The organism is Paenibacillus sp. FSL R5-192, from assembly GCF_000517845.1.
Classification (GTDB): Bacteria; Bacillota; Bacilli; order Paenibacillales; family Paenibacillaceae; genus Paenibacillus; species Paenibacillus amylolyticus.
Window position 1 is genome coordinate 79951 of the sequence record NZ_ASPR01000078.1, and the last position, 21956, is coordinate 101906.

Consider the following 21956-nt stretch of genomic DNA (forward strand, 5'->3'; position numbering starts at 1 on the left):
GCTAGAAAGATCGGCTGCTACCGCTATGGGAATGGCCACCTCGGGTAGTTCCTCCACCGCCGCCTCCGCCACCGTTATTATTGTTCTTCTCAATCTTCCGTTTGGTGACAGTTGTACGAATGTACCGATCCTGACGATCAATTACACTGGAATTACTGGAATCCTCATACGTTGCACGATTTACAGTAACTCGCCCGCCAGAACGATGGGTCATTATACCAACTACAATTCCTCCGATTGCCACGGATACAGCAAGTTGAAACCACGTCTTAAAGAGGATATTATCCGGGTTTACCCCGGGCTTAAGATCCATATATTCGTAGGAGAGCTCCAGATATTTTTCAAAAGCCAATCTATAATTTCCATCCGATACATCTGGGGCAATTTTGGCCGTAATTTTATCGGCTCTGCCATTATCGATGTACTCTTCCCCTTTGTAAAAACCAGCCAGATACATCTTCCGATTGTACATGTCTATTGTAAGAATAACTGCGTTTCCATGCGTTTTATCGTAACCAAATCCCTGATCGTCATAAAAGTCTTCGGTAAGCAGTTTTTCACTTTTATGCTCCTCATTATTGGAGGTATAGATTACAAAGTCCGTCTGCCGTTCCGCGCCATACTGATTCGCAAGCAGATTCAATTCACTTATCTCCTGCTCACTCAGCAGGTTGGCCTCATCGTAGATGAGATTTTTGCTCTCCGCTGCGGATGCCGATGACATGGGAATCAACGGAGCGACAAGGGTTATCATAAGTAAAATGAGCGTAGCCATCACGGCCAGAGGGGTTCTTTTTCTCATAAGAATCCACCTCCCATCATCCAAGAAACCAGCTTCAGTGACAGTAACGAGACCGCAGAGACTCCTGCGAACCAGCCGGCCACTTTGGCTTTGCTGATCGGCGGTTTGCCGACCACTTTACCTGTCTGACCATTCATGGCAAAGGTATACTGTGCCCGATTGTAGTCATAGTTGACCATCCACACTGGGAGCAGCACATAGTCCGCATTTTTGAGCGTAGTATCAATCTGTTTGTCCGTGTAGCTCACGCTGGTATATCCGGATACAGTTGAGGCAATATAAGAATCAATGTACGATCTCGTTTTATCCTTGGCCCGTGGGAAAAGTTCCTCGTCCGTATAACTGTATTTTTCCGCAATGTACCCCGCCAGATACGGGGTCTTGAACAATTTCAGCTGATTATATGGAAAAGGCTCAAGCTTATCCATCAGTTCATCTTTCATTTTCTCCGATGCATCGATGGGCAGGTTCACGTAATTCAGCCGAATCCGGCGGTATATATCGAAATGCTGTGTTTCCGTGTAATGGTAGTCGCCCTGGGTGTAGGATCTGACCTTGGTGCCACGACCATGCACTTCGATTTTGTTATGTAACTCGTACAACCAGAACGGAACGTACATGCCGGTAATGCTCTGAATCCGATCGGCGGACATGAAGCCACTTGGCGTTAAAAGGCCGTTTTTGCACCACTTTTTGAAAGCCTGCTTGGCTTGATCCTTGTTGATCGAAAAGGGAATCACCATCGCAGGGGCCAGATTGCCCGTCAGCCGATCACTGAGTACAACCGCTGCACCGCAGAAACTGCAGGTCGTCGCACTGGTCTCCGGTTCTGTCACAATGTCAGCTCCGCAGCTGTTACAGTGGTATTCCTTGACCTCATTTTCGGTGAATACTTGTCTCTTCAAGGGATCGGGGATCTGCTCTATGTTGTCCTGGCGGCCGCAGCTGGGACAGGATAATGCACCTGACACACTGTCAAAGATCATACCACTGCCGCAGTTTGGACATTTATATTCAATAACCGGCATCTGCTCACCTCAATGTTAACGAAATGGTGTAACGTATTACTTATTCTTCAGCTTTTCCTGAATCGCTGCGAGTTCTTCCTCTGCACTTGGCGACGCACTCTCATTATTACCCGCATCTGCGTTCATGTCCCTCTCCAACTGGGCAATTAATTCGTCCAAATCATCTTCCTGTGCCCCAGCACGAAGTTCTGCCAAAGCCTCTGCTTCGTTCAGCGCCTGGTTCGCCTTGTCTTCCATGGCCTTCAATGTAGCATCAGCTCTGCCCGCAGATGCATTCCGTTCGTTGACCTGTTGCTGCCCCTTTGCATCTGCCATGCGACCTTTCAGTTCTGCATGCCGCGCCTCCAATTTCCCCAGATCTGCAACGAGTTTATCATTCATATGTTTCATCATCTTGGCTTTGGCTGAAGCACGTTCATAGGCAGCCTGTAATTCGTTCAATTTGTCAGCCAACTTCACTTTCTTCTCCAGAAAACCACGTGCCTTGTCTTCGTCTCCCGACTCCGCCGATTTTTCCGCATACCGCTGTAACTTGTTGACCTCGGCGCTGCACTCATCCAATGCTCGCTTCGCCCGGCTCTCATCCGACAGCACCGCTGCCGTTTCAGCCTTCACCTGACCCAGATCACTGCTCAGGCTGCGCATATATTCATTCACACTTTTCTCCGGGTCTTCCGCCCGAGACAACATGTGGTTCACATTGGCCTTCATCACGTCTCTAAACCTCGATAAGATTCCCATTACTTGTTCCTCCTCCGAAAAGTTCATATGTATACTATAATACATGAATACGCCCACATACGTTTCACATTTCACGATGGCAAGTGGAGTTACTACGATCCAAACTCGGGTAATGATGGAGTAATAAAAGAAAAGACGAACACCTATAGTGTCGCCTTATGACCTTGTATAAACACACAAAAACGTAAGTACTAAACCCTTTGCCCGCAATCCACAATTCCCTGCTAATCTATGGCTCAACTGGAAGGCTCTCCACCGCTGTGAAAAACACATCCAACAGCTCAACGTTATACGTTTTATGGACGTATTTTGTGATTAACGCCACATTCTCTTCCCTTTGATACTCCAGACATGGGCGGCCTTCACTCCACAGCACCCTGCACGGGAACTTTCCGACAACATCCTTAATGATGTGATCCGGCTCAGCAACTTTATGAATCTCTCCCATTTAGAATCTCCTCATTTCTCTATACTTAGCGTGTGCAATTATGCATTAATTTTGAAATACATAACGATTCGATTCAGTGCATTTCATCACATTCCACTCGGAGAGTTATGAAGGCATAAACACAGGTATTTTGCAGACACAACAGGGCTGGTTCCCCCATAGGTGCCATTCCTTCGCAAGTTGGCTATAATAAGGGGATCAAAGTTTTCTATAAAGGCAGGAAAATTATGCGTACACGAGTTCACTTTATTGCTCCCTACGAATCGATGATTCCTATTATACAAGAGTGCATTCCTCGCTTTCCCCAGTTAACCATTCAGACGGACGTGGGCGACTTGGCAAACGGTGTGGAATTAGCAACTCAAGCTGAGAAAAACGGTGCAGAGATTATCATCAGCCGCGGCGGAACCGCCCAACTCATTAAAAAAGCAGTGACCATTCCCGTCATTGATGTGCAGTTATCGGGCTATGATATGATTCGTTCACTTACACTAGCAAGCCAGTTTAACGGCCAAACAGCTATTGTTGGCTTCTCCAACATCACCTCTGGTGCACAATCGATTATTGATCTGATGGATCTGCCCCTCAAGGTCTATACCATACATAGCTCGGAAGATGTGGCACGATTACTCTTGGAGTTGAAAGCTTCCGGGTACCGACAGATTGTCGGAGATGTGATCACCGTCAACACCGCGAAGACTTATGGTCTGGAGGGATTGTTGATCCAATCCGGCCAGGAATCCATCCTTAGAGCGATGGAGGATGCGCAGTTGGTCTATCGTTATTTGAGCAAAAATCATGCGATATCGATCATCCTGAATGACCTGGTTACACGGGAACATCCCAATTTAGTTATTTTAAATGAACGGAATGAGGTTGTATTTGAGAACCTGACCGATTTTGAGCAAAATCCGCTGACCGATAATCACATATATCTGACCAATACCAGTCTGGAATTCCATCAATCCCAGATCCAAAATGTGTTTATGGTGGACGATTATCAACTTACGGTTAACGCCTATGAAACGACCTTGGACAACAAGAACTACAAGGTATATATGCTGGAAAAAGGACAACCCTATGCCTTTGCACAATTCGGCATCACAACGTTTACGGACGCATCGATGGAGCCTATCGTTGCCGAATCCCCTGCCATGCAGGCGGTATTACAGAACATTCGGGCACTCTACGAGAATCATGAACCGATCTATCTGCGGGGTGAAGCGGATTCCGGTAAATCTTTTCTGGTCAAACATATTCATCAGATGTACTCCGGTGGCGGACTCTTATTACAGATGGATCTCTCACAAGTTCCGCCCGGTCATTTGCACAAGATACCACTCGCCAAGGTTAGAAATGTAGAGATTAACCACATGGAAACACGTATGGAAGATCCGGAGTTGCTCGCCTTTATCCAGAGTTGCCTTCAAAACCAAATAGGTGTGTTTATACTCGGGGAACAGATATTGAACCCGCAGTGGTCACTTGATCTGGAGCTTAATACAATCATGATGCCAAATCTTGCGGATAGACCGGAGGATCTGGCTCCACTGATGCAGCATTTCCTGACGGATTACTACCACAAATACGGAACTACTGCGGTGAGAATCAAAGAAGATGCTCTACAGCTGATCCAAGATCAGATCACACATATGAATGTCAACCAGCTGAAACATCTGATCAAGCAGGCTGCACTCAACGAACAAGATTATGTAATCACCACGGCTACCTTGTCCCGCTTGCTGGATCAGCAACCTTCTTCAAGCCCAATGAAGTTGAACGGTACGCTGAAGGAGATTGAGAAAGAAGTTATTCAGTTCGTGCTTCAGGAGGAAAATAACAATCAATCAAAGGCCGCAGAGCGTCTGGGGATTAACCGGGCCACATTATGGCGTAAACTTAAAGATTAACTTTAAGTTTGCGTCTTTTTTATCGCTTTTATGTGTTGCATTTTTAAACAGTTAACAGCGTATTTAAAATTTACAATAATTTATTGTTGCTATATTAAACGATATGGGATAATATAATCCCTGCAAGCGCTTCATAAAAACGATTACTTCATAAGGAGCTACTACTATGAACATTAAAGCAACTTTAGATCGCATCCCTGGCGGTATGATGGTCGTTCCCCTGTTACTTGGTGCAACCATTAATACATTCTTCCCGAATGCCCTGCGCATTGGCGGATTCACGGAAGCACTTTTTGTTAACAGTGCCAGTACGTTGATTGCCCTATTCCTGTTCATTGCGGGTACACAGATTACGTTTAAAACAGCAGGTTCCTCTGTCGGCAAAGGTTTGACCTTGCTTACGTTCAAATGGGTGATTGGTGCAGCCCTTGGTTTTATCGCTATTTTGTTCGCGGATTCAAACGGGTTATTTCTCGGTCTGGCCCCGCTTGCCATTATTGCTGCGATGACTAACTCTAATGGCGGTTTGTACATTGCTCTCGCCGGCCAATACGGGAAAGAAGATGACAAAGCAGCCTACCCTTTCCTCGCTCTCAGTGATGGTCCTTTCCTGACCATGGTAGCGCTCTCCATCTTTGGTGCGATGGGTTTTGCAAACGGTATGTTTTCCCCTATGGCCTTTGTTGCGGTATTGCTTCCACTCATCGTTGGTGTCATTATTGGTAATCTGGACCGCAATCTGGCGGAATGGCTGCATAAAGGCAGTGACAAACTTGTTCCGTTCTTTGCATTTGCTCTGGGTATGAACATTAGCTTCTCCTCCATCATTCAAGGTGGTCTTAGCGGAATTTTACTGGGTGTGTTAACCGTGTTATTAACGGGGGGAATCGGTTTCCTGCTCTTTAAAGCCATCGGCTGGAACCCTATCGTTGGTGCTTCCGAAGGTTCAACTGCCGGGAATGCCGTAGGTACACCTGCTGCCATCGTGGCTGCTAATGCTTCATTTGGCCCAATTGCCGAGATTGCTACGGTGCAAATTGCAGCGAGCGTTGTAACAACAGCCATCCTGTTGCCGATCTTCATCGGGTTCCTCTCCAAACGATTAGAGAAATCAGGTGGAGTCGAGAAATACAATCAACGACCAACCACATAAATGGGTATCACCTGATTTAATTTGCTTAATCTGTGCTTAATGGATGATCTGAACGGACTTTTTATTAAATTGTGCTTACAAGGAGGGATGACTGCATGAAATTAGCCATTATTGCAGATGATTTGACCGGTGCCAATGACAGCGGGGTGCAGCTTGCCCGTCACGGCTTGAAGACCAGTGTTCTTTTTAATATGGATGAAGGCCCTCTTACACGTTACGATGCCGTCGTCTTTGATACAGATAGTCGTTCCATATCCTCGCAGGAAGCGTATGACCGTGTATATCGGGCTGCTGAATTGCTGAAGAACAACGGATTTGAGACGATTTTCAAAAAAATGGACTCCACCATGCGCGGTAATATCGGTATCGAGATTGATGCTGTATATGATGTCGTAAAGCCGGACTTTATGATGATTGCCCCAGGTTATCCAAAAAATAACCGGACGATATTGGAAGGAATTCATTACCTGAACGGCGTTCCGCTGGCAGATACTGAAATTGCCCATGATCCGAAGACACCTGTAACGATTTCCTACCTTCCGGACTTGTTGAAACAACAGACCAAGTACGAAGTTGGCGAGATCACCGTCGCCGATCTGGAAGCCGGGCAGAATCATATTCGCACCAAGCTAGAGCAGTTGAAAACAAAGAATATCCCGTATGTAATGGTGGACTCCACCGAAGAAAGACATCTGGAACTGATTCTGCAGATGACTCGCGAGTTGGAGTATACCTTTACTTGGGCAGGTTCGGCGGGCATTGCCAATTACCTCCCCGCACATTACGAGTTGGAATCCAGGGCTTCGTCACTTGATATCCCGGAGAATCCCGGTCCAATCCTAACGGTGGTTGGCAGCGTGAACAAAAACTCCCGAGAGCAGCTGCATCGCTTGATGCGCAAGTCCCGCGTAGCTTCAGTCTCCTTCCATTCTTTCAAAGCGGTATCCGCAACCGCAGACCGCGCGGAAGAGATGGAACGTGTATATAACGAGGTTCGAGACAAAGCGCTGGAAGGACAAGATGTTGTCCTCTACTCCACCGCTGAACAGGTGGATATCGAACTGGCACGAGCAACGGGCGAAATTCGTGGTCTCAATCACACGGAAGTCAGCAACGAGATTGTACTTGCGATGGGTGAGATCTGTGCCAAACTGCTGGAAGAGGGATTGTTCAAAGGGGTATCCATGACCGGTGGCGATACAGCAAAACAAATCTGTCTGAAATGGAATATTAGCGGCTTCGAGCTGCTGGATGAGCTTGAAATCGGCGTGCCGATCTCCAAGTTTATCGGGATTGATGATCTGCATGTGATTACCAAAGCAGGCGGATTCGGCAAACCGGATGTCTTTATCCATGCGATTCAAAAATTAAAAGGGGGTATTCTCGTATGAAACCTACAATTGGAATTACGATGGGCGACGCAGCAGGTATTGGACCGGAGATTATTATGAAAGCACTGGGTCATCAAGAAATGTACGATCAGTGCAATCCACTCGTTATCGGTGATGCAAAGATTCTGGAGCGTGTGTTGCCAGTCATCGGTTCAAGTCTGAACGTTAACGCGATTCAAGAGCCTTCTGAAGCCAAGTATGAATTCGGTACAGTGGATGTGATTGATCTGAACCTCGTTCCTGCGGATCTGGAATATGGTAAAGTATCTGCCGTGGCTGGAGATGCAGCATTCCAGTTTCTCGCCAAAGCCATTGATCTTGCCAAAAAACAGCAGATTCACTCCATCTGCACCGCACCTTTGAATAAAGAAGCTCTCCATCAAGGGGGGCACCTGTATCCGGGGCACACCGAGATTCTGGCTGACCTGACCGATACACAGGACTTCTCGATGATGCTGACCACGCCTAATCTGCGCGTTATTCACCTGACAACACACATGGGTCTGATCGATGCCATTGCAAGTATTAACCCGGAAAGAACCTACACCGTCGTGAAGCTTGCTCATGATACGTTGAAAAAAGCAGGCTTTGAGAATCCGCGCGTTGCCGTATGCGGAATCAATCCTCATGCTGGAGAGAACGGCTTGTTCGGTAATGGAGAAGAAGAAGAGAAGCTTCAGCCCGGCATTGAGCGTGCACAGAAGGAAGGCATTAACGTCGTTGGTCCACTCCCGGCGGACACACTCTTCTTCCGCGCTGGTCGCGGCGACTTCGATATCGTCGTAGCTTGCTACCACGACCAAGGCCATGCGCCGATCAAAGTAATGGGCATTGAGGAAGGCGTGAACATCACCGTTGGTCTGAAAGGCGGTATCATCCGTACGTCTGTTGACCACGGTACGGCCTTTGATATCGCTGGCAAAAATATCGCAGATGATAAAAGCATGCTGGCTGCCATCCGCTCCGCTATTGAGCTGGCGCCGAAGGATCACGTTTAAGAATAGCCGTCATACGGGAACATGATTGAGAGAGTGAGTCTGGTCAGGAGGACCATCTCCAGGTAGACGTATCTTTATATAGAAGGAAACAGAAAAAGGCATTCCCTTTGTAACTTAGAGGGTTTGCCTTTTTTATTAGTCCTCTATACATTCTTGGCTGTCGCGATTTATGCAACACATCTCCACTGACATCCCCAGATTATCTCTGTCTTCAATCAGCGCTCAGGACTACCCAAAGATATCAGTTCACGCTCACTCTGTGAATGTCTGCTACGGCGATATGCGCTCGGTGACATGCCATTCAGTTTATTGAAAATTCGATTGAATTGAGAGAAGCTGGCGAAGCCACACTGTGCAGCAATATCTGTGATTTTCTCACTCGAATTCAGCAGCATTTGCTGGGCATTCCGAATACGGGTCATCTGCACATACTCCGTGAAGGTGAAGCCGGTAACCTTATTGAATTGGCGAGACAAGTGATGGGCACTTACATAAAAACGCTTGGATACCTCGTCCAAAGATAAATCCTGCTGATAATGGCTGTGAATATAAGAGGCAATGGCATACATGCGCCTGGACATCGTTGATCCAGTCTCTTCACGCACATACCCGTTCTCTGGTGAGTAACGATGAAGAGCACAGAGAAACTCCACGAACTTGCTATGAATCATAACCGATTGAAGGACAGAAGACTGCTGCGATATAGCAAAAATATCATTGATCGGCGCGAGGACTTCCTTGCGTCTTTCTTCTGTAAATCGGAATATCGGGACCGGTTTATTAAAAATCGAAAACAGCTCTGTGTAACCGCTCTCAAGACCAGGTGTATTACGTGGCATGGCAAAGGTGATCATCAATCGTTTCGGCGGGGCACCCTTCGGATATTGCGTTTTATGCAGCAATGAAGGCCGCAGCAGAACGATATCCAGAGGCTGGATCTCATATAAACTGCCTTCAATGATGTGCGCAGCTGTTCGATCCAGAAGAATACAGATTTCATAGAAATCATGGAAATGCTGAAATTCCATATTCAGTTCATGGGAGCGCTCGTCATAATCCAGATGATAAAAAAGTGAATCTCCAGGCTGGTTCACATGGATCGCATATCCTTGCTCGTATGCCAAAACCGATGGTGTCATGGACATGCCCCCTATCCTGATTCTAATGATTTTATTTTAGCATGAAATGCAATAAAAAGACGTTATTTTCAGCATACAATACGTAGTTTCGCCCATTTCTCTTTTGTTATGATAGAGTTGATATGTTAGCGCTTGCAGTATTTTCGCCCCAACAACGACTACAGCCTGTACTTACTACAAACCAAGGTGGGAAACCAACATGAAAATGAATTCCTTATATACTCGAATCCATACCATTGTGAAACACTTGGAACGTGCACGACTAACCTCAAAGACATATATCCCTGAGCTTTATCATAAAGAAAGTGGATACCACTCCTGGGAACTGGTGCATGAGGACCCTTCCTCCTGGAACGTATTCCGTAAGGGTGATGGCTGGGGTGGCAAAGATGTACACAGTTGCTTCAAAACCCGCATTCGAATCCCGGACCATCTGGAAGGAAAAAAGGTCGTATGTACCATCGTTACTGGTGCTGATGACATCTGGAATTACGATAATCCGCAATTCTTAGCATTCCTCAATGGGGAACTGATCTGCGGTCTAGACGTGAACCATACGGAAATTGACCTGACACCCGCTGCGGCAAAAGGTGATGAATTCGAACTGGCATTATATGCGTATTGCAGTACGTCTGCTGCGGATGTTTTTCTAAATGTATATATCGCCGAGCATCATCAGCAAGTCTCCGATTTGTATTACGATCTCAAGGCTGCGCTGGATGCTGCGGATCTGTTGCGTGAGGATGATCTGGAGCGCCTGAAGTTGGTCGAACATCTGAATAAAGCCGTGAATTTGCTGGATTTGCGTCAGGAAAACAGTGCAGAATTCCATGCGTCGGTACTGGAAGCGCGCCGATATCTGCAAGATCATGTCTATGGTGATATCCGCCCTGCCGGTGATCACATCCCTACCGTGCACTGTATCGGACACACGCATATCGATGTGGCATGGCTGTGGACGCTGGATCAGACTCGGGAGAAGGTCATTCGTAGCTTCGCGAGTGTATTGTATCTGATGGACAAGTTCCCGGAGTATACCTTTATGTCCTCTCAGCCCCAGCTGTATGCATACCTGAAAGCAGACTACCCGTCCCTATATGAAAAAATCAAAGAAAAGGTGGCCGAAGGCCGCTGGGAAGCGGAAGGTTCAATGTGGCTGGAAGCCGATTGTAACCTGATCTCGGGTGAATCCATGATTCGTCAGATTATATACGGGAAACGTTTCTTCAAGGAAGAATTCGGTGTGGAGAACCGTGTGCTCTGGTTGCCGGATGTATTTGGTTATAGTGCAGCGATGCCGCAGATTATGCGCAAGAGCGGCATTGATTATTTTATGACAACCAAAATTGCCTGGAATGATACAAACCAAATTCCAAACGATACGATGTACTGGAAAGGAATCGACGGATCAGAGGTCCTGACCCACTTTATCACAGCAACAGACTATGACAAACACCCTGATTTCAGGCAGCGTCGCTTCGAAACGACCTATAATGGACGATTTAATGCTTCGCAAGTGAAAGGTACATGGCAGCGATACCAGAACAAAAACATCAATGCAGATGTGCTTCAATGTTTCGGATTTGGAGATGGCGGCGGCGGACCAACCGAAGAGATGCTGGAGCATGGCAGACGACTCGATGTCGGATTGCCGGGTGTACCCGCGGTGAAACGCACCTTTGTACGCGAGTTTTTCGAGAAGCTGGAGCAAAATCTGGCTGATGTTCCTTCCGTTCCTCGCTGGTCGGGTGAGCTGTATCTGGAGTATCACCGGGGTACCTACACTTCCATGGCGCGCAACAAACGGTATAACCGTCATAGCGAATTTGCGCTGGCCGATGCCGAACTATATGCCATGATTCATCGTCAGGCGAATGCACATGCGGCCTATCCAACCGATGCACTGGAGCATGCGTGGAAGCTCACGATGCTGAACCAGTTCCATGATATTCTCCCGGGCAGCTCCATTGAGCAGGTATATGTGGATTCCAAGGAGCAGTATGAAGAAGTTCTGCGTGTCACGGATGAGCTGAAAGACAGTGCGCTGAACGGCATTGCAAGCCAAATTACATCTGATGGCGAAGCCATTGTAGTATTCAACACGACCGGATTTGTACGGACGGATGTGGTTGAACTGCCTGCTTTTGCGAGAAAAGTAACCGTCTATGATGGAGATCGCCCTGTACCAAGCCAGCGGACTCCCGAAGGCGGACTTGTGTTCCTTGCAGAGAACGTGCCTGCATCCGGGTATAAATCCTTCCGAATCACACCAGATCTGACAGACGAGCTTGTTGCGGGCGTATCGGTTGCACAGTGGGAAGCAGATCGGCGCCACATCCATACACCTTGGTACAATATTCACCTGAATGAAAGTGCCGAGTTCACATCCGTATGGGACAAGCTGGAGGGCCGTGAGCTGCTTCAGTCTGGCAAGCGTGGTAACGTGCTGCAAGTGTTCGAGGATCGACCTGCGGAATACGAGGCATGGAACATTGACGATTATTATGAACAGCATATGTGGGAGATTAATGACCTGCAGTCGCTGGAGTGGGTTGAAAGTGGGCCGGTACGTTCCGTGCTTCAAGTGAAGCGACAGTTCCTGGACTCGGTCATTGAGCAGACAATCATCTTCTACGCGCATACGCGCCGGATTGATTTCCGTACGTTTGTGGACTGGAAGCAGGAGCATTTGCTGCTGAAAGCCGCTTTCCCGCTGGATATCTGGAGTGAAAAGGCCGTCTACGAAATCCAGTATGGCAACGTTGAGCGTGCTACCCACCGTAATACGAGCTGGGATCAAGCCCGGTTTGAAGTATGCGGGCAGAAGTGGGCCGATCTGGCGGAGAACGGGTACGGTGCTGCTCTGCTGAACGACTGCAAATACGGATATGATATTCATAACTCGGTGATGCGACTGTCGCTGATCAAGAGCGCAACGTACCCGAATGAAAATGCCGACAAAGAGCAGCACGTATTCACCTACGCGCTCTATCCGCATCAGGGCGACTTCCGTGAAGGACGTGTCATCCAAGCTGCTTATGATCTCAACCGTCCGCTGGTTGCCCGTGAAGTAAGTCCGCAAACCGGTACGTTGCCGGGAACATGGTCAATTGCATCGGTCGATCAGGATAATGTCGTGCTGGAGGTTATCAAAAAAGCCGAGAACAACGATGATATGATCATCCGAGTCTACGAAGCACATGGCCGCCGCAGCCGTGCTTCCCTGCAATTGCCTGAGGGAGCAGGTGCTACGGCGTACGCGTGTGATTTGCTCGAGAATAACGAAGCGGAATGCGCCGTGGAAAATGGTCGAATTTCTTTTGATATCAAACCGTATGAGATTCTGACCTTCCGTATCCCTGCTGAACAGTAAACAGAAATTACGCAACATGAAAAACTGCAACATTGCTTAATATGCTTCAACAATAAAGCAATAAAGGGCTGCCTCCTGTCATATCTGACATGAGAGCAGCCCTTCATTTGTCGTTCTTTAAAATTCTTCGTACTCGCTTGGGTCCTGATCCCACAAACGTCCATCCGGACGATTAAATGCAGAGATGACCTGCATCTCTTCTGTGCTCAACTCAAAATCGAATATATCGATATTTTCCTGTTGATGCTGCAAGGAGCCGGCTTTCGGAATGGGAATGGAACCCAGTTGAACATGCCAGCGCAGAATGATCTGGGTTGGCGTTTTGCCATGCGTTTCCGCAATCCGAAGAATGTTCTCATCCTTCAGAATATCCTGTACGGCATCATTGCCACGTCCAATCGGACTCCAGGATTCGTTCACGATGCCATGCTTTTTATCCTGTTCCCGCTGATCGGCTTGGTCAAAGAACGGATGCAGCTCAATCTGATTCAGACTCGGCGCTATCCCCGTTTCCTTAATCAGCCGATCATTGTGCTCAGGCAGGAAGTTGCTGACTCCAATGGATCGTATATATCCACGTTTTTTGGCTTCGATCAGTGCTTGCCATGCCTCGACATACATGTCCTTTTTCGGATTGGGCCAGTGAATCAGATACAGGTCGTAATAATCCAGATCCGCTCTGTACAGGGATTCCTGGATCGCCACAAGTGCTTTATCATGAGCGTGATAACGCCCCGGCAGCTTCGAGGAAATGAGCAGTTCTTCTCTGGCGATGGAGCTTTGTTTGATTGCTCTGCCCACCGTTGCCTCATTCTCATAGTTATACGCCGTATCAATTAATCGATAACCCGTATCCATTGCGGACGCGATCGATTCAACGCCTTCTTCACCTTTTAAACTATAGGTACCAAATCCAATTGCAGGCACTTTCAAGCCATCGTTCAATGTATATTCCGGAATTTGATGATTCATCTGAAGACTCTCCTTTGCAAAAGGTATACGAACAATATGGTAAAAATAATGCCCCTCTCCGTTTATCTACCCCTCCATACGCGCTTGAATCAATTGGAAGTCACCACTCCGTTTTAGTCGGGTGACGGCTTCCTCTTCTAGCTCTCATGAAGAACGCTCTCCTTTTCATTCAAACGAAGAGATGGGCGTCGCCGATAACGGCTGATTGCCTATAAAGTTCTTAATAGCCATAGCAGCCTGCTTATACCCGCCAGCATCGCGTAACGTTTTCCCAATAACCTCAGCATGCTCCTTGTAGGAGGCATTACCGAGCACTTCTAATACTGCGTTTCTAAGCACATCGGGTGTAAGGTTATTTTTGTCCACGATGACCCCTGCTCCCAACTCCTGTACCCGGCCTGCTACACGCGGCTGATCCGATGTTAACGGAAGCATGATTAATGGTACATTGTAATACAAAGCTTCGCTGGTACTGTTCATGCCTGCATGGGTCAGAAAAGCATCTACACACTGCAACACTTCCAGTTGAGGGACATAGGGTCTTATGATGAAATTGTCAGGAATGAGATCAGCAATGGGCTCTATATCGGTATCCTTCCCAGAAGATAATATAAACTGCACAGGCAAATTACGAAAGGCCGTAAAGCAAAGCTTATAAAAATCAAGATCTTTATTTAAAATGGTTCCCATCGAAATATAAACGACCTGCTTATAAAGAGCATGCAGAGATTCATTTGCAAAAGCTGGCGCATCCTTGCGTGGGATAATGGATGGGCCGGTGAACACAAAGCTGTCGTCCAGCTTGTCCCCCATGGGTTGAAAATAACGACTTGTATAGATAATCTTCAGTTGTCCTGAATGCCCTGAAAGTTCCGCCAGGGAAGGTACAGCCACATCGAACTGGGAAGCTATTTGCTGGGACATTTCCACGATGCTATTATATAGCTCCTTGACCTCCTCCGTATCATCATTCAGTTGATTGTCTGATCCAAGAGGCTCCACAAAAACAAAGGTGCTGGTTGAGCATACCGTTGGTATACCTAACTTCTCACCTAGAATTTGTCCTCCCCAGCCTATTATGGAGTCAAAAATGATATAATCGTAGGTTTCATGTTCGATCAGATTCAGAACATCTGGTATAAAGCGTTGAATCACTTTATTCAATATCATATATAAAAATTGGTAAGGATGCTTGAGTTCGAATGGCTTCATTCCAGGGTTATTGAGCAGAGTTGCCTCGTTGAAAGAGTATGCTTTAAATTGTGCGCCTATCGCTTCAATCTTCGTCCGGTATTTTTCGGTACAACAGTAGACCACTTCATCACCGTTCTCAACCAGTTCCTTGATTAATCCAAGCGACGGATTGATATGGCCTTCTGCAGGAATCATCACAACTAATGCACGTGCCACGACACTCACCTCCATTAAATTTTCCAATGAACTCAAGTGGGGAAATGATAACCCATTCTTCCAGACCATTGGCTTGAATAAATAAAACTCTACTACCTCATTGAGGCGGTAGAGTTCCTATTCATGAGACGGAAGCATTAAAGTCTACGATACCTAACGTTATTTTACTCTCACGAGCTGGTCACGGCACCCAGACATCCCTTTTATAAAAGGTTACGCTGTAAGCATCGGTATCGCTGTATCTTCCATCTTTGCTTACCACTTTAAAATATACATTATTGTAGTCGACAAGAACCGTATCCGCTCCTGACGTATTCGTAGAAGAAGCAACCAAATTTCCAGCGCTGTCATAGGCGTACAAATCGTAATCATAACCGGAAGGAGAACCCAGCACGACAGATTTGCCATGCCCTCTGAATGTAAAGTAGTCTACATCTGTCGGGGAAGATAGATAAGACCAAGCACTTCCACCCCAGTAAGCCGGACCGTAGGGAGTGGCCACCGTTTGCGTTGGGATTTTATACGCGCTGCTCAAAGTGTCATTCGACTCGTAATTATCCGCCAAGGCCGTACCCACAATCGATCCTGATAAAAGCGTCATCATAATAGCAGAATACAATGTTTTCTTCATTTCATTCTCCCTCCATTTCTTTTGAAAAGTTAGCACGCCAAAGAGACTCCATGCTTTTCCCTCGTTCATAGACACGCCTGATCAGAAAAAGCTCCAAATCACCCCTTTCAAAATATGGAATTAATTAGATTATAATGTAAATAAATACATATTGTCTACTTGTTTTTACAGTAATTCTGTTTTGCTAACTGTATTTGATCCCGATTCCAGAACTGTGCCGTCAGTCTCATAAATAAAGCACTTGGATCTGTTCCTGTAATTTTAAAATTAGCCAACTTACCAACACTCGACGTGTTCTCACCCATGGCCAATTTGGAGGGGCATCCAAACGTAAAAACGACCACCAATATGGTGGCCGTCACATCTATTTTGATAAATCTTCTTAATACTCTCGTGCATATTGCTTATCCTCTTTCAGTTGCACAATGTCATGTCCGGTTGGATTCTGGAAGGCCCGTAGTCCAAATGTTGACGCCACCGCGAAGATATGGTCAAAGATATCCGCCTGAACGTTCTCATATACACCCCAGTTAATATCATTGCTGAATGCATAGATTTCCAGAGGCAGCCCGCGATCTTCCGGTGCTAATTGTCGCACAATCATCGTCATATCTTTATTGATTTTTGGATGATTCCTCAAATATTGATGGATATATTCCCGGAATACACCGACATTTGTCAGTTGTCTGCCGTTCACGTTGCTTTCGGTATTCACCTCGTGCTCCATATTGTATGCTTGAATTTCCTTTAATTTTTCCGTGACATAATCAGTCAGGTAGTGGATTTTCTCAAATTCAGCCACCATCTCTTCCGTACAAAAACGGATACTGCTGATATCAATATAGATACTCCGCTTAATCCTTCTGCCGCCGGACACCTGCATGCCTCTCCAGTTACGGAACGAATCCGAAATGAGGGCGTAGCTTGGAATCATCGTAATCGTTTTATCAAAATTCATAACCTTTACCGTATTCAAAGTAATGTCGATGACGTCACCGTCCGCATTATACTTTGGCATCTCGATCCAGTCACCAACACGCACCATATCGTTTGACGATAGCTGTACACCGGCCACGAGGCCCAGGATTGAGTCTTTGAATACGAGCATTAATACCGCCGATAACGCCCCAAGTCCACTAAGGATAATGAGCGGGTTCTGTCCAATCAGGCTGGAGATGACGATGATGCCCCCGATAATGAACAGGACAATCTTGGCTACCTGAATGTAACTCTTGATTGGGCGAATCTTCGACACCTCATAGGTACGATAGATATCATCGAACACATTCAGCAGAGCATTCAGAACCGTAATCATGATAACAATCATATAGGTCATTGCTGATTTTTCAATTATGGCCTGATAGGGCGAGAAAATATAAGCAGAATAATAGATTATAATGGCTGGCACAAGATGCGACAGCTTCTGAAATAAATTTTTCTGAACCACAATATGGCCCCACTTGAAACGGTTGTTACTTACGATACGATGGACCGTCTTCAGTACCACTCGCTTGGCAATCACATTCGCCAATATCGAGATCACTGCTATAAAAATAATCATAATGATGTTTGAAAGATAACCAATGGAGGGTCCACTCATGCCGAGTTCTTCTAGTTGATTTCTGATAAAGTCCATTGTTTCCTCCTGACATAATCTAGTTTAGCCTATTATTATAAAGTAGTTTGAGAGGGCAAGCAAAGTTTGTGCTCCCGCTCCGTTCTTCCTATGCATTATATATATTAAAAAAGGACCCTGTCATTCAAAGAATGATGGGTCCACTTGATTATGTCGTCTTTGCATTATGATCACGAGAAATGTCCAGCAACTCACTCACCGTCACCAGACGGTACCCTTCCGCGACCAGTTCATCCACCAGCACACGAACCGCCTCCACCGTCTGGGAACGATCCCCGTACCCGTCATGGAATATGAGCACGCTGCCGGGTTTCACCGCAGACCGGGTATGCTCCAGAATGTGCTCAACGCCGGGATTGTCCCAATCTCTCGCATCACCGTTCACCGCACCAATCGTACGATATCCACGCTCCGCCGCCAGAGACAATATATCATCGTTTACGCCAAAATACGGCGGTCGGAAGCAGCGGGCAGGTTGCCCCGTAACTTTTTGAACAAGATTTTCTGCACGTTGCAGCTCCTCCCCGGCTTCCTCCAGCGTCAACTTGGTCAGATCTGGATGCGTGTACGTATGGTTGGCGATCTCATGCCCTTCACGGTGCACCTCCGCGGCAATCTCCGGGTGGTTCTCTATCTCTTGGCCAATCATGAAAAACGTCCCCCGCCCACCTGCACGGCGGAATATCTCAAGAACTTGAGGTGTATACACCGGATGTGGCCCATCATCAAACGTGAATGCCACAACCTTTTCCCGAACAGACTCCTGCTCTACCATCACGATATTGACCATATTATAATGACCCCTCTCTGCAACTGCCTGGCTACATACACCCTTATTATTCCATGACCACAGGCTCCGGTCTAGTCCAGAGATCACACCTTGCGAAATCCTGAATCAGCCGATATCCACCAGAAAGAGAGCACAGCGAGCGAGCAGCAAGCCCTTCTACCGCCACGCCCTCCAGTCCAGCCTCCAGCTAACCTTTAATTGCACCTGCGATCATACTCTTCTGCACCTGTTTGTTCAGCAGCAGATAGATGACCACCGTTGGCACCGTCGTAATCATCAGTCCCGCACCAATGATACCCCATTGCGTAATGTACGTTCCCACCATCGACATCATGCCCACCGTCAATGTCTGGTAAGCCGTGTTATTGATAAACGTAACTGCAAACATCAGCTCATTCCAGCAGGACAGAAATGTGAAGATAGCTACCGTTGATATAGCCGGGGTTACCAGAGGCAGGATAATGGAGAAAAACGTCCGGTATATGCCGCAGCCGTCGATAACCGCCGACTCCTCCATCTCTCTTGGGATACCTTTGAAAAAACTGCCCAGAATGAATACCGCCATCGGAATGCCAAATGCCACATAGGGAATGATCAGAGACCAGTAACTGTTGAGCAGGCTCAGATTCTTCAAAATAATAAACAATGGCAGCAGCGCTGCATGAATCGGCACCATCATGCCCAGCAAAATAATCGTCATCGTCAACCCACTGAGCTTCCAGTTCATTCTCGTGATTGCGTAACCCGTCATGGAGGACAGGATCAGTACCAAGACAATGGAGGCCGCAGTAACCAGCACACTATTCATAAAATAGGTCAGCACATGGCCGTCGGACATTGCTTTGGTGTAGTTGCTCCACAGAAACGCTTTGGGCAACCCGGCTACATCACCGCTGAAAATCTCACTGTTATCCTTCAGGGAAAACAGCGCCAGCCAGATGAGGGGATAGATCTGCACAATCGCAACGAGGATCAGAAACGCTTGCAGGAACACTTTCCCGATCGGTCCGGAGATGGACCTCGGCTTGGGCTTTTTTTGCAACATGACTTCTACGGTACTCATGCCTTATGCCTCCCTCTACTCCGTTTTGAACAATGAATTAATGAGGATCGTACACACCAGACACTCCACAATAATAAAGACCGAGATCGCACTGCCATATCCGTACCGGAACGTATCAAAAATGGTAGCGTACATCAGCGTGCTTGGCACTTCAGTGGTGTAAAATGGCCCGCCACCTGTCAGCACATAGATCAGGTCAAACACCTTGAATGCACCGATGACCGAAAAAACAAGGCTTACCTTCAGAATTGGCTTCATCAACGGGATCATAATGGACCACGCCGTCCGAATACGGGAAGCACCATCCATTCGAGCCGCTTCGAGCACATCCTGAGACACGGACTTCGCACCTGCATACATCAGCAGCATGTGATACCCCACGTACTGCCACAAGGTTGGAATAAAGGATGCCGCCAGCGCGGTGTCCTTCTGCCCCAGCCAGTCCTGCGCCAGGCTGGATAAGCCGATACTTTGCAGCAGCACATTCAGCAGGCCGTAATCGGCATTATAGATTTTTGACCACAACTGGGCAATAACCACCGTTGAGATCAACACCGGGATGAAATATACGGTGCGGTAGAAGCCTTCCCACTTGACGTTGGACGCCAGAATCAGTGCGAGCACCAGCGAGATCGGCAGTTGAATGAACACCGAAGCACCCGCGAATAACAGGGAGTTCTTGATCGAATTCAGCACCCGGGTATCCTTAAACATCTCTACATAGTTGTCCAGGCCGATAAATGTACCCCTGCCTACGCCGTTCCAGTCCAGCAGACTGTAATAACTGGAGACAAAGATGGGAATAAGCACAATTCCGCAGAACAGAAGCAGGGTGGGCAGTACAAAGACGGCTATCGTGCCTTTATTGGAAAATACAGAGTTCATTGTTGTTCTCCTCTCAAAGGCGTGACCGGGATATGCCGGACCACGCCTTGTTTGGGTTCATCTTCATTGTTAGAAGCGGTAGCACATTGCAAGCTCACAAGGTCTATGCGCAAGATATTCACAGGTAATTTGCAAAGACTTGTAGTGTAAGGACCTAGGGCCTGTAAGCATTTAAGCTTGTAAGCTTGCACGCACGTATACCTGCCTACCTGTTTTCTATAGACTTAGCTCTGTTGGTTTGAGCTGTGCCATCTGTTTGCAGAACTCTTCCGGTGTTACATCGCCAGCAAGCAGCTGGGCAATTAGGTTTTTGTGCGCTTCGGCAGACTCCGCAGGCAGAATGTTATCCCACCACGCGATGAATGAGGTCGCCGTTTTCATAATATCTGCCGCAGACAGATCAAGAGAGGACAGGCTGGATGTGTCGAGTGCATCGGTTTTCCAGCTTGGCAGACCCGCTCCAGCCAGGAAACCTTGCGTACCAAGCTGCTCACTCAGATACATGAGGAATTCCACGGCTTCCTTCGGATGTTTGGTATTCTGGTTGATGTAGAAACCATCGACGGCACCGCCGAAGATTTCGGTATTTGTGCCTTTGCCATCTTCAAATACCGGGAACGGAATCACTTTCACTTTTCCTTTGACTGCGGAGGACGGGTCCTCAATTCCTGCATTCACCCAGTTGGCCTGGAACATCATCGCCCCGTTGCCTGCATTAAATGCCCCAAGCATCTCGTCATAGCTCATGCTAAACATACTGCTGTTGAACGCTCCTGCTTGCGCAAGCTGTTGCATTTTGGTCGCGGCGGCAACAAAATCGGGCGAATCCCACTTTGACGGATCTTTAAAGGCTTCCATCACCGCAGCATTGCCTGCCTGACGCATCGCAATAATGTCGTACCAGTACATGCCCGGCCAGCGATCCTTTTCCCCAATCACAGCCGGGGTGATTCCTGCTGCTTTCAGCTTAGTGACTGCATCCAGCAGTTCGTTATATGTGGTCGGAATCTTGGCACCCGCCTGCTCGAACAATTCCGTATTCACGTAAAGGTTGGCGATATGGGTATACACGGGCAATGTGTAGATTTTGCCGTCCATATTGATGGCCTCCGCCATACCCGGTCCCATTCGTTCTTTAATATCGTCCGTCAGGTAACTTGAGATTTCCAGCACATTACCGGATTTGATGTATGGCTGCATGAAGCTGCCGCCACCCATGCCATAGAACAGGTCTGGCGCTTCACCAGCTGCAATTGATGTTTTGACTTTGGTTTTGTACTGTTCTCCTGTCGTGCCCGTGCGTTCAACCTGAATGTCTGGGTGCTCGCTGTTCCATTTCTCAACAATCTCGGGTAGTAACTTGGCCGAAGGATCGGTATTGCCGACCGATTGATCCCACAGCGTCAGCTTAATCTTGCCGTTACTTTCCCCCTGTGCTCCGCCGGACGAACCGGATGAACATGCCGCCAAACTGCTTACAATGCCCAGAGTCAGAATTAGACTTGCTGATTTTTTTAATAGCGCTTTCATCTCTATGGACCTCCCTATGCGTTTTAGTTGGTTATATCCCATATTTTAGGCAAACT

18 protein-coding genes are annotated in these 21956 nt (G+C 47.3%); 5 read left to right on the forward strand and 13 right to left on the reverse strand.

The features are described 5' to 3' along the window. Position 1 precedes the first annotated feature (1 nt). The 4 genes from C161_RS29170 to C161_RS29185 all read right to left on the reverse strand — a co-directional run bounded on the left by C161_RS29170 (position 2) and on the right by C161_RS29185 (position 3019). A complete protein-coding gene (locus tag C161_RS29170) occupies positions 2 to 802 on the reverse strand; it encodes a TPM domain-containing protein (RefSeq protein WP_036674712.1) in 801 nt (266 codons plus the stop codon). Beyond that, entirely contained in the window at positions 799 to 1830 is a 1032-nt protein-coding gene (locus tag C161_RS29175) for a hypothetical protein (RefSeq protein ID WP_036616300.1), read from the reverse strand. The genes C161_RS29170 and C161_RS29175 overlap by 4 nt, the downstream gene beginning before the upstream one ends. Positions 1831 to 1866: 36 nt before the next feature. Further along, on the reverse strand, positions 1867 to 2571 hold the full coding sequence (locus C161_RS29180) for a PspA/IM30 family protein (RefSeq protein WP_036616298.1): 705 nt from the start codon (positions 2569 to 2571) through the stop codon (positions 1867 to 1869). A gap of 229 nt (positions 2572 to 2800) precedes the next feature. Continuing rightward, on the reverse strand, positions 2801 to 3019 hold the full coding sequence (locus C161_RS29185; RefSeq protein WP_036616296.1) for a hypothetical protein: 219 nt from the start codon (positions 3017 to 3019) through the stop codon (positions 2801 to 2803). Positions 3020 to 3246: 227 nt separating this feature from the next. Here C161_RS29185 and C161_RS29190 point away from each other — a divergent pair, with 227 nt between their 5' ends. From C161_RS29190 to pdxA, 4 genes are all read left to right on the forward strand, one after another. Next, positions 3247 to 4929, forward strand: coding sequence for a sigma-54-dependent transcriptional regulator (locus C161_RS29190; RefSeq protein WP_036616294.1), 1683 nt, complete (start codon positions 3247 to 3249; stop codon positions 4927 to 4929). Positions 4930 to 5095: 166 nt separating this feature from the next. Further along, a complete protein-coding gene (locus C161_RS29195) occupies positions 5096 to 6082 on the forward strand; it encodes a 2-keto-3-deoxygluconate permease (protein ID WP_036616292.1) in 987 nt (328 codons plus the stop codon). A gap of 95 nt (positions 6083 to 6177) precedes the next feature. Then, entirely contained in the window at positions 6178 to 7473 is a 1296-nt protein-coding gene (locus tag C161_RS29200) for a four-carbon acid sugar kinase family protein (RefSeq protein ID WP_036616289.1), read from the forward strand. Then, complete coding sequence (gene pdxA / locus C161_RS29205) at positions 7470 to 8471, forward strand: 4-hydroxythreonine-4-phosphate dehydrogenase PdxA (RefSeq protein ID WP_036674714.1); 1002 nt, start codon at positions 7470 to 7472, stop codon at positions 8469 to 8471. Before C161_RS29200 ends, pdxA begins: the two co-directional genes overlap by 4 nt. 215 nt (positions 8472 to 8686) lie before the next feature. On the opposite strand, the gene C161_RS29210 is transcribed toward pdxA, so the two are convergent. Beyond that, positions 8687 to 9610, reverse strand: coding sequence for an AraC family transcriptional regulator (locus C161_RS29210; protein ID WP_036674716.1), 924 nt, complete (start codon positions 9608 to 9610; stop codon positions 8687 to 8689). 199 nt (positions 9611 to 9809) lie between these two features. Between C161_RS29210 and C161_RS29215 the strand changes: the two genes are divergently transcribed. Then, entirely contained in the window at positions 9810 to 12983 is a 3174-nt protein-coding gene (locus C161_RS29215; RefSeq protein WP_051447420.1) for an alpha-mannosidase, read from the forward strand. 117 nt (positions 12984 to 13100) lie between these two features. On the opposite strand, the gene C161_RS29220 is transcribed toward C161_RS29215, so the two are convergent. The 8 genes from C161_RS29220 to C161_RS29255 form a co-directional block, all read right to left on the reverse strand. Further along, positions 13101 to 13955 carry an aldo/keto reductase gene (locus C161_RS29220; RefSeq protein WP_036616272.1) on the reverse strand — a complete coding sequence of 285 codons (855 nt, stop codon included), beginning with the start codon at positions 13953 to 13955 and terminating at the stop codon, positions 13101 to 13103. Between the two features lie 165 nt (positions 13956 to 14120). After that, positions 14121 to 15365, reverse strand: a complete 1245-nt coding sequence (locus C161_RS29225) for a macrolide family glycosyltransferase (protein ID WP_036616269.1) — start codon at positions 15363 to 15365, stop codon at positions 14121 to 14123. Positions 15366 to 15546: 181 nt separating this feature from the next. Further along, the gene (locus C161_RS29230) at positions 15547 to 15996 is read right to left on the reverse strand and encodes a hypothetical protein (protein WP_036616266.1); all 450 of its coding nucleotides are present in this window, start codon (positions 15994 to 15996) and stop codon (positions 15547 to 15549) included. A 382-nt stretch (positions 15997 to 16378) separates the two neighbouring features. Continuing rightward, positions 16379 to 17632, reverse strand: a complete 1254-nt coding sequence (locus tag C161_RS29235) for a mechanosensitive ion channel family protein (RefSeq protein ID WP_036616263.1) — start codon at positions 17630 to 17632, stop codon at positions 16379 to 16381. Positions 17633 to 17780: 148 nt separating this feature from the next. Beyond that, on the reverse strand, positions 17781 to 18422 hold the full coding sequence (locus C161_RS29240) for a polysaccharide deacetylase family protein (RefSeq protein WP_036674718.1): 642 nt from the start codon (positions 18420 to 18422) through the stop codon (positions 17781 to 17783). Positions 18423 to 18609: 187 nt separating this feature from the next. Further along, positions 18610 to 19485 (reverse strand): carbohydrate ABC transporter permease, encoded by an 876-nt coding sequence (locus C161_RS29245; protein ID WP_017691224.1) that lies wholly within the window; start codon positions 19483 to 19485, stop codon positions 18610 to 18612. 15 nt (positions 19486 to 19500) lie between these two features. Further along, positions 19501 to 20370 carry a carbohydrate ABC transporter permease gene (locus C161_RS29250; RefSeq protein ID WP_036674720.1) on the reverse strand — a complete coding sequence of 290 codons (870 nt, stop codon included), beginning with the start codon at positions 20368 to 20370 and terminating at the stop codon, positions 19501 to 19503. Between the two features lie 216 nt (positions 20371 to 20586). Beyond that, positions 20587 to 21900: an extracellular solute-binding protein gene (locus C161_RS29255; RefSeq protein ID WP_036674723.1), complete on the reverse strand. Its 1314-nt coding sequence runs from the start codon at positions 21898 to 21900 to the stop codon at positions 20587 to 20589. Positions 21901 to 21956 lie beyond the last annotated feature (56 nt).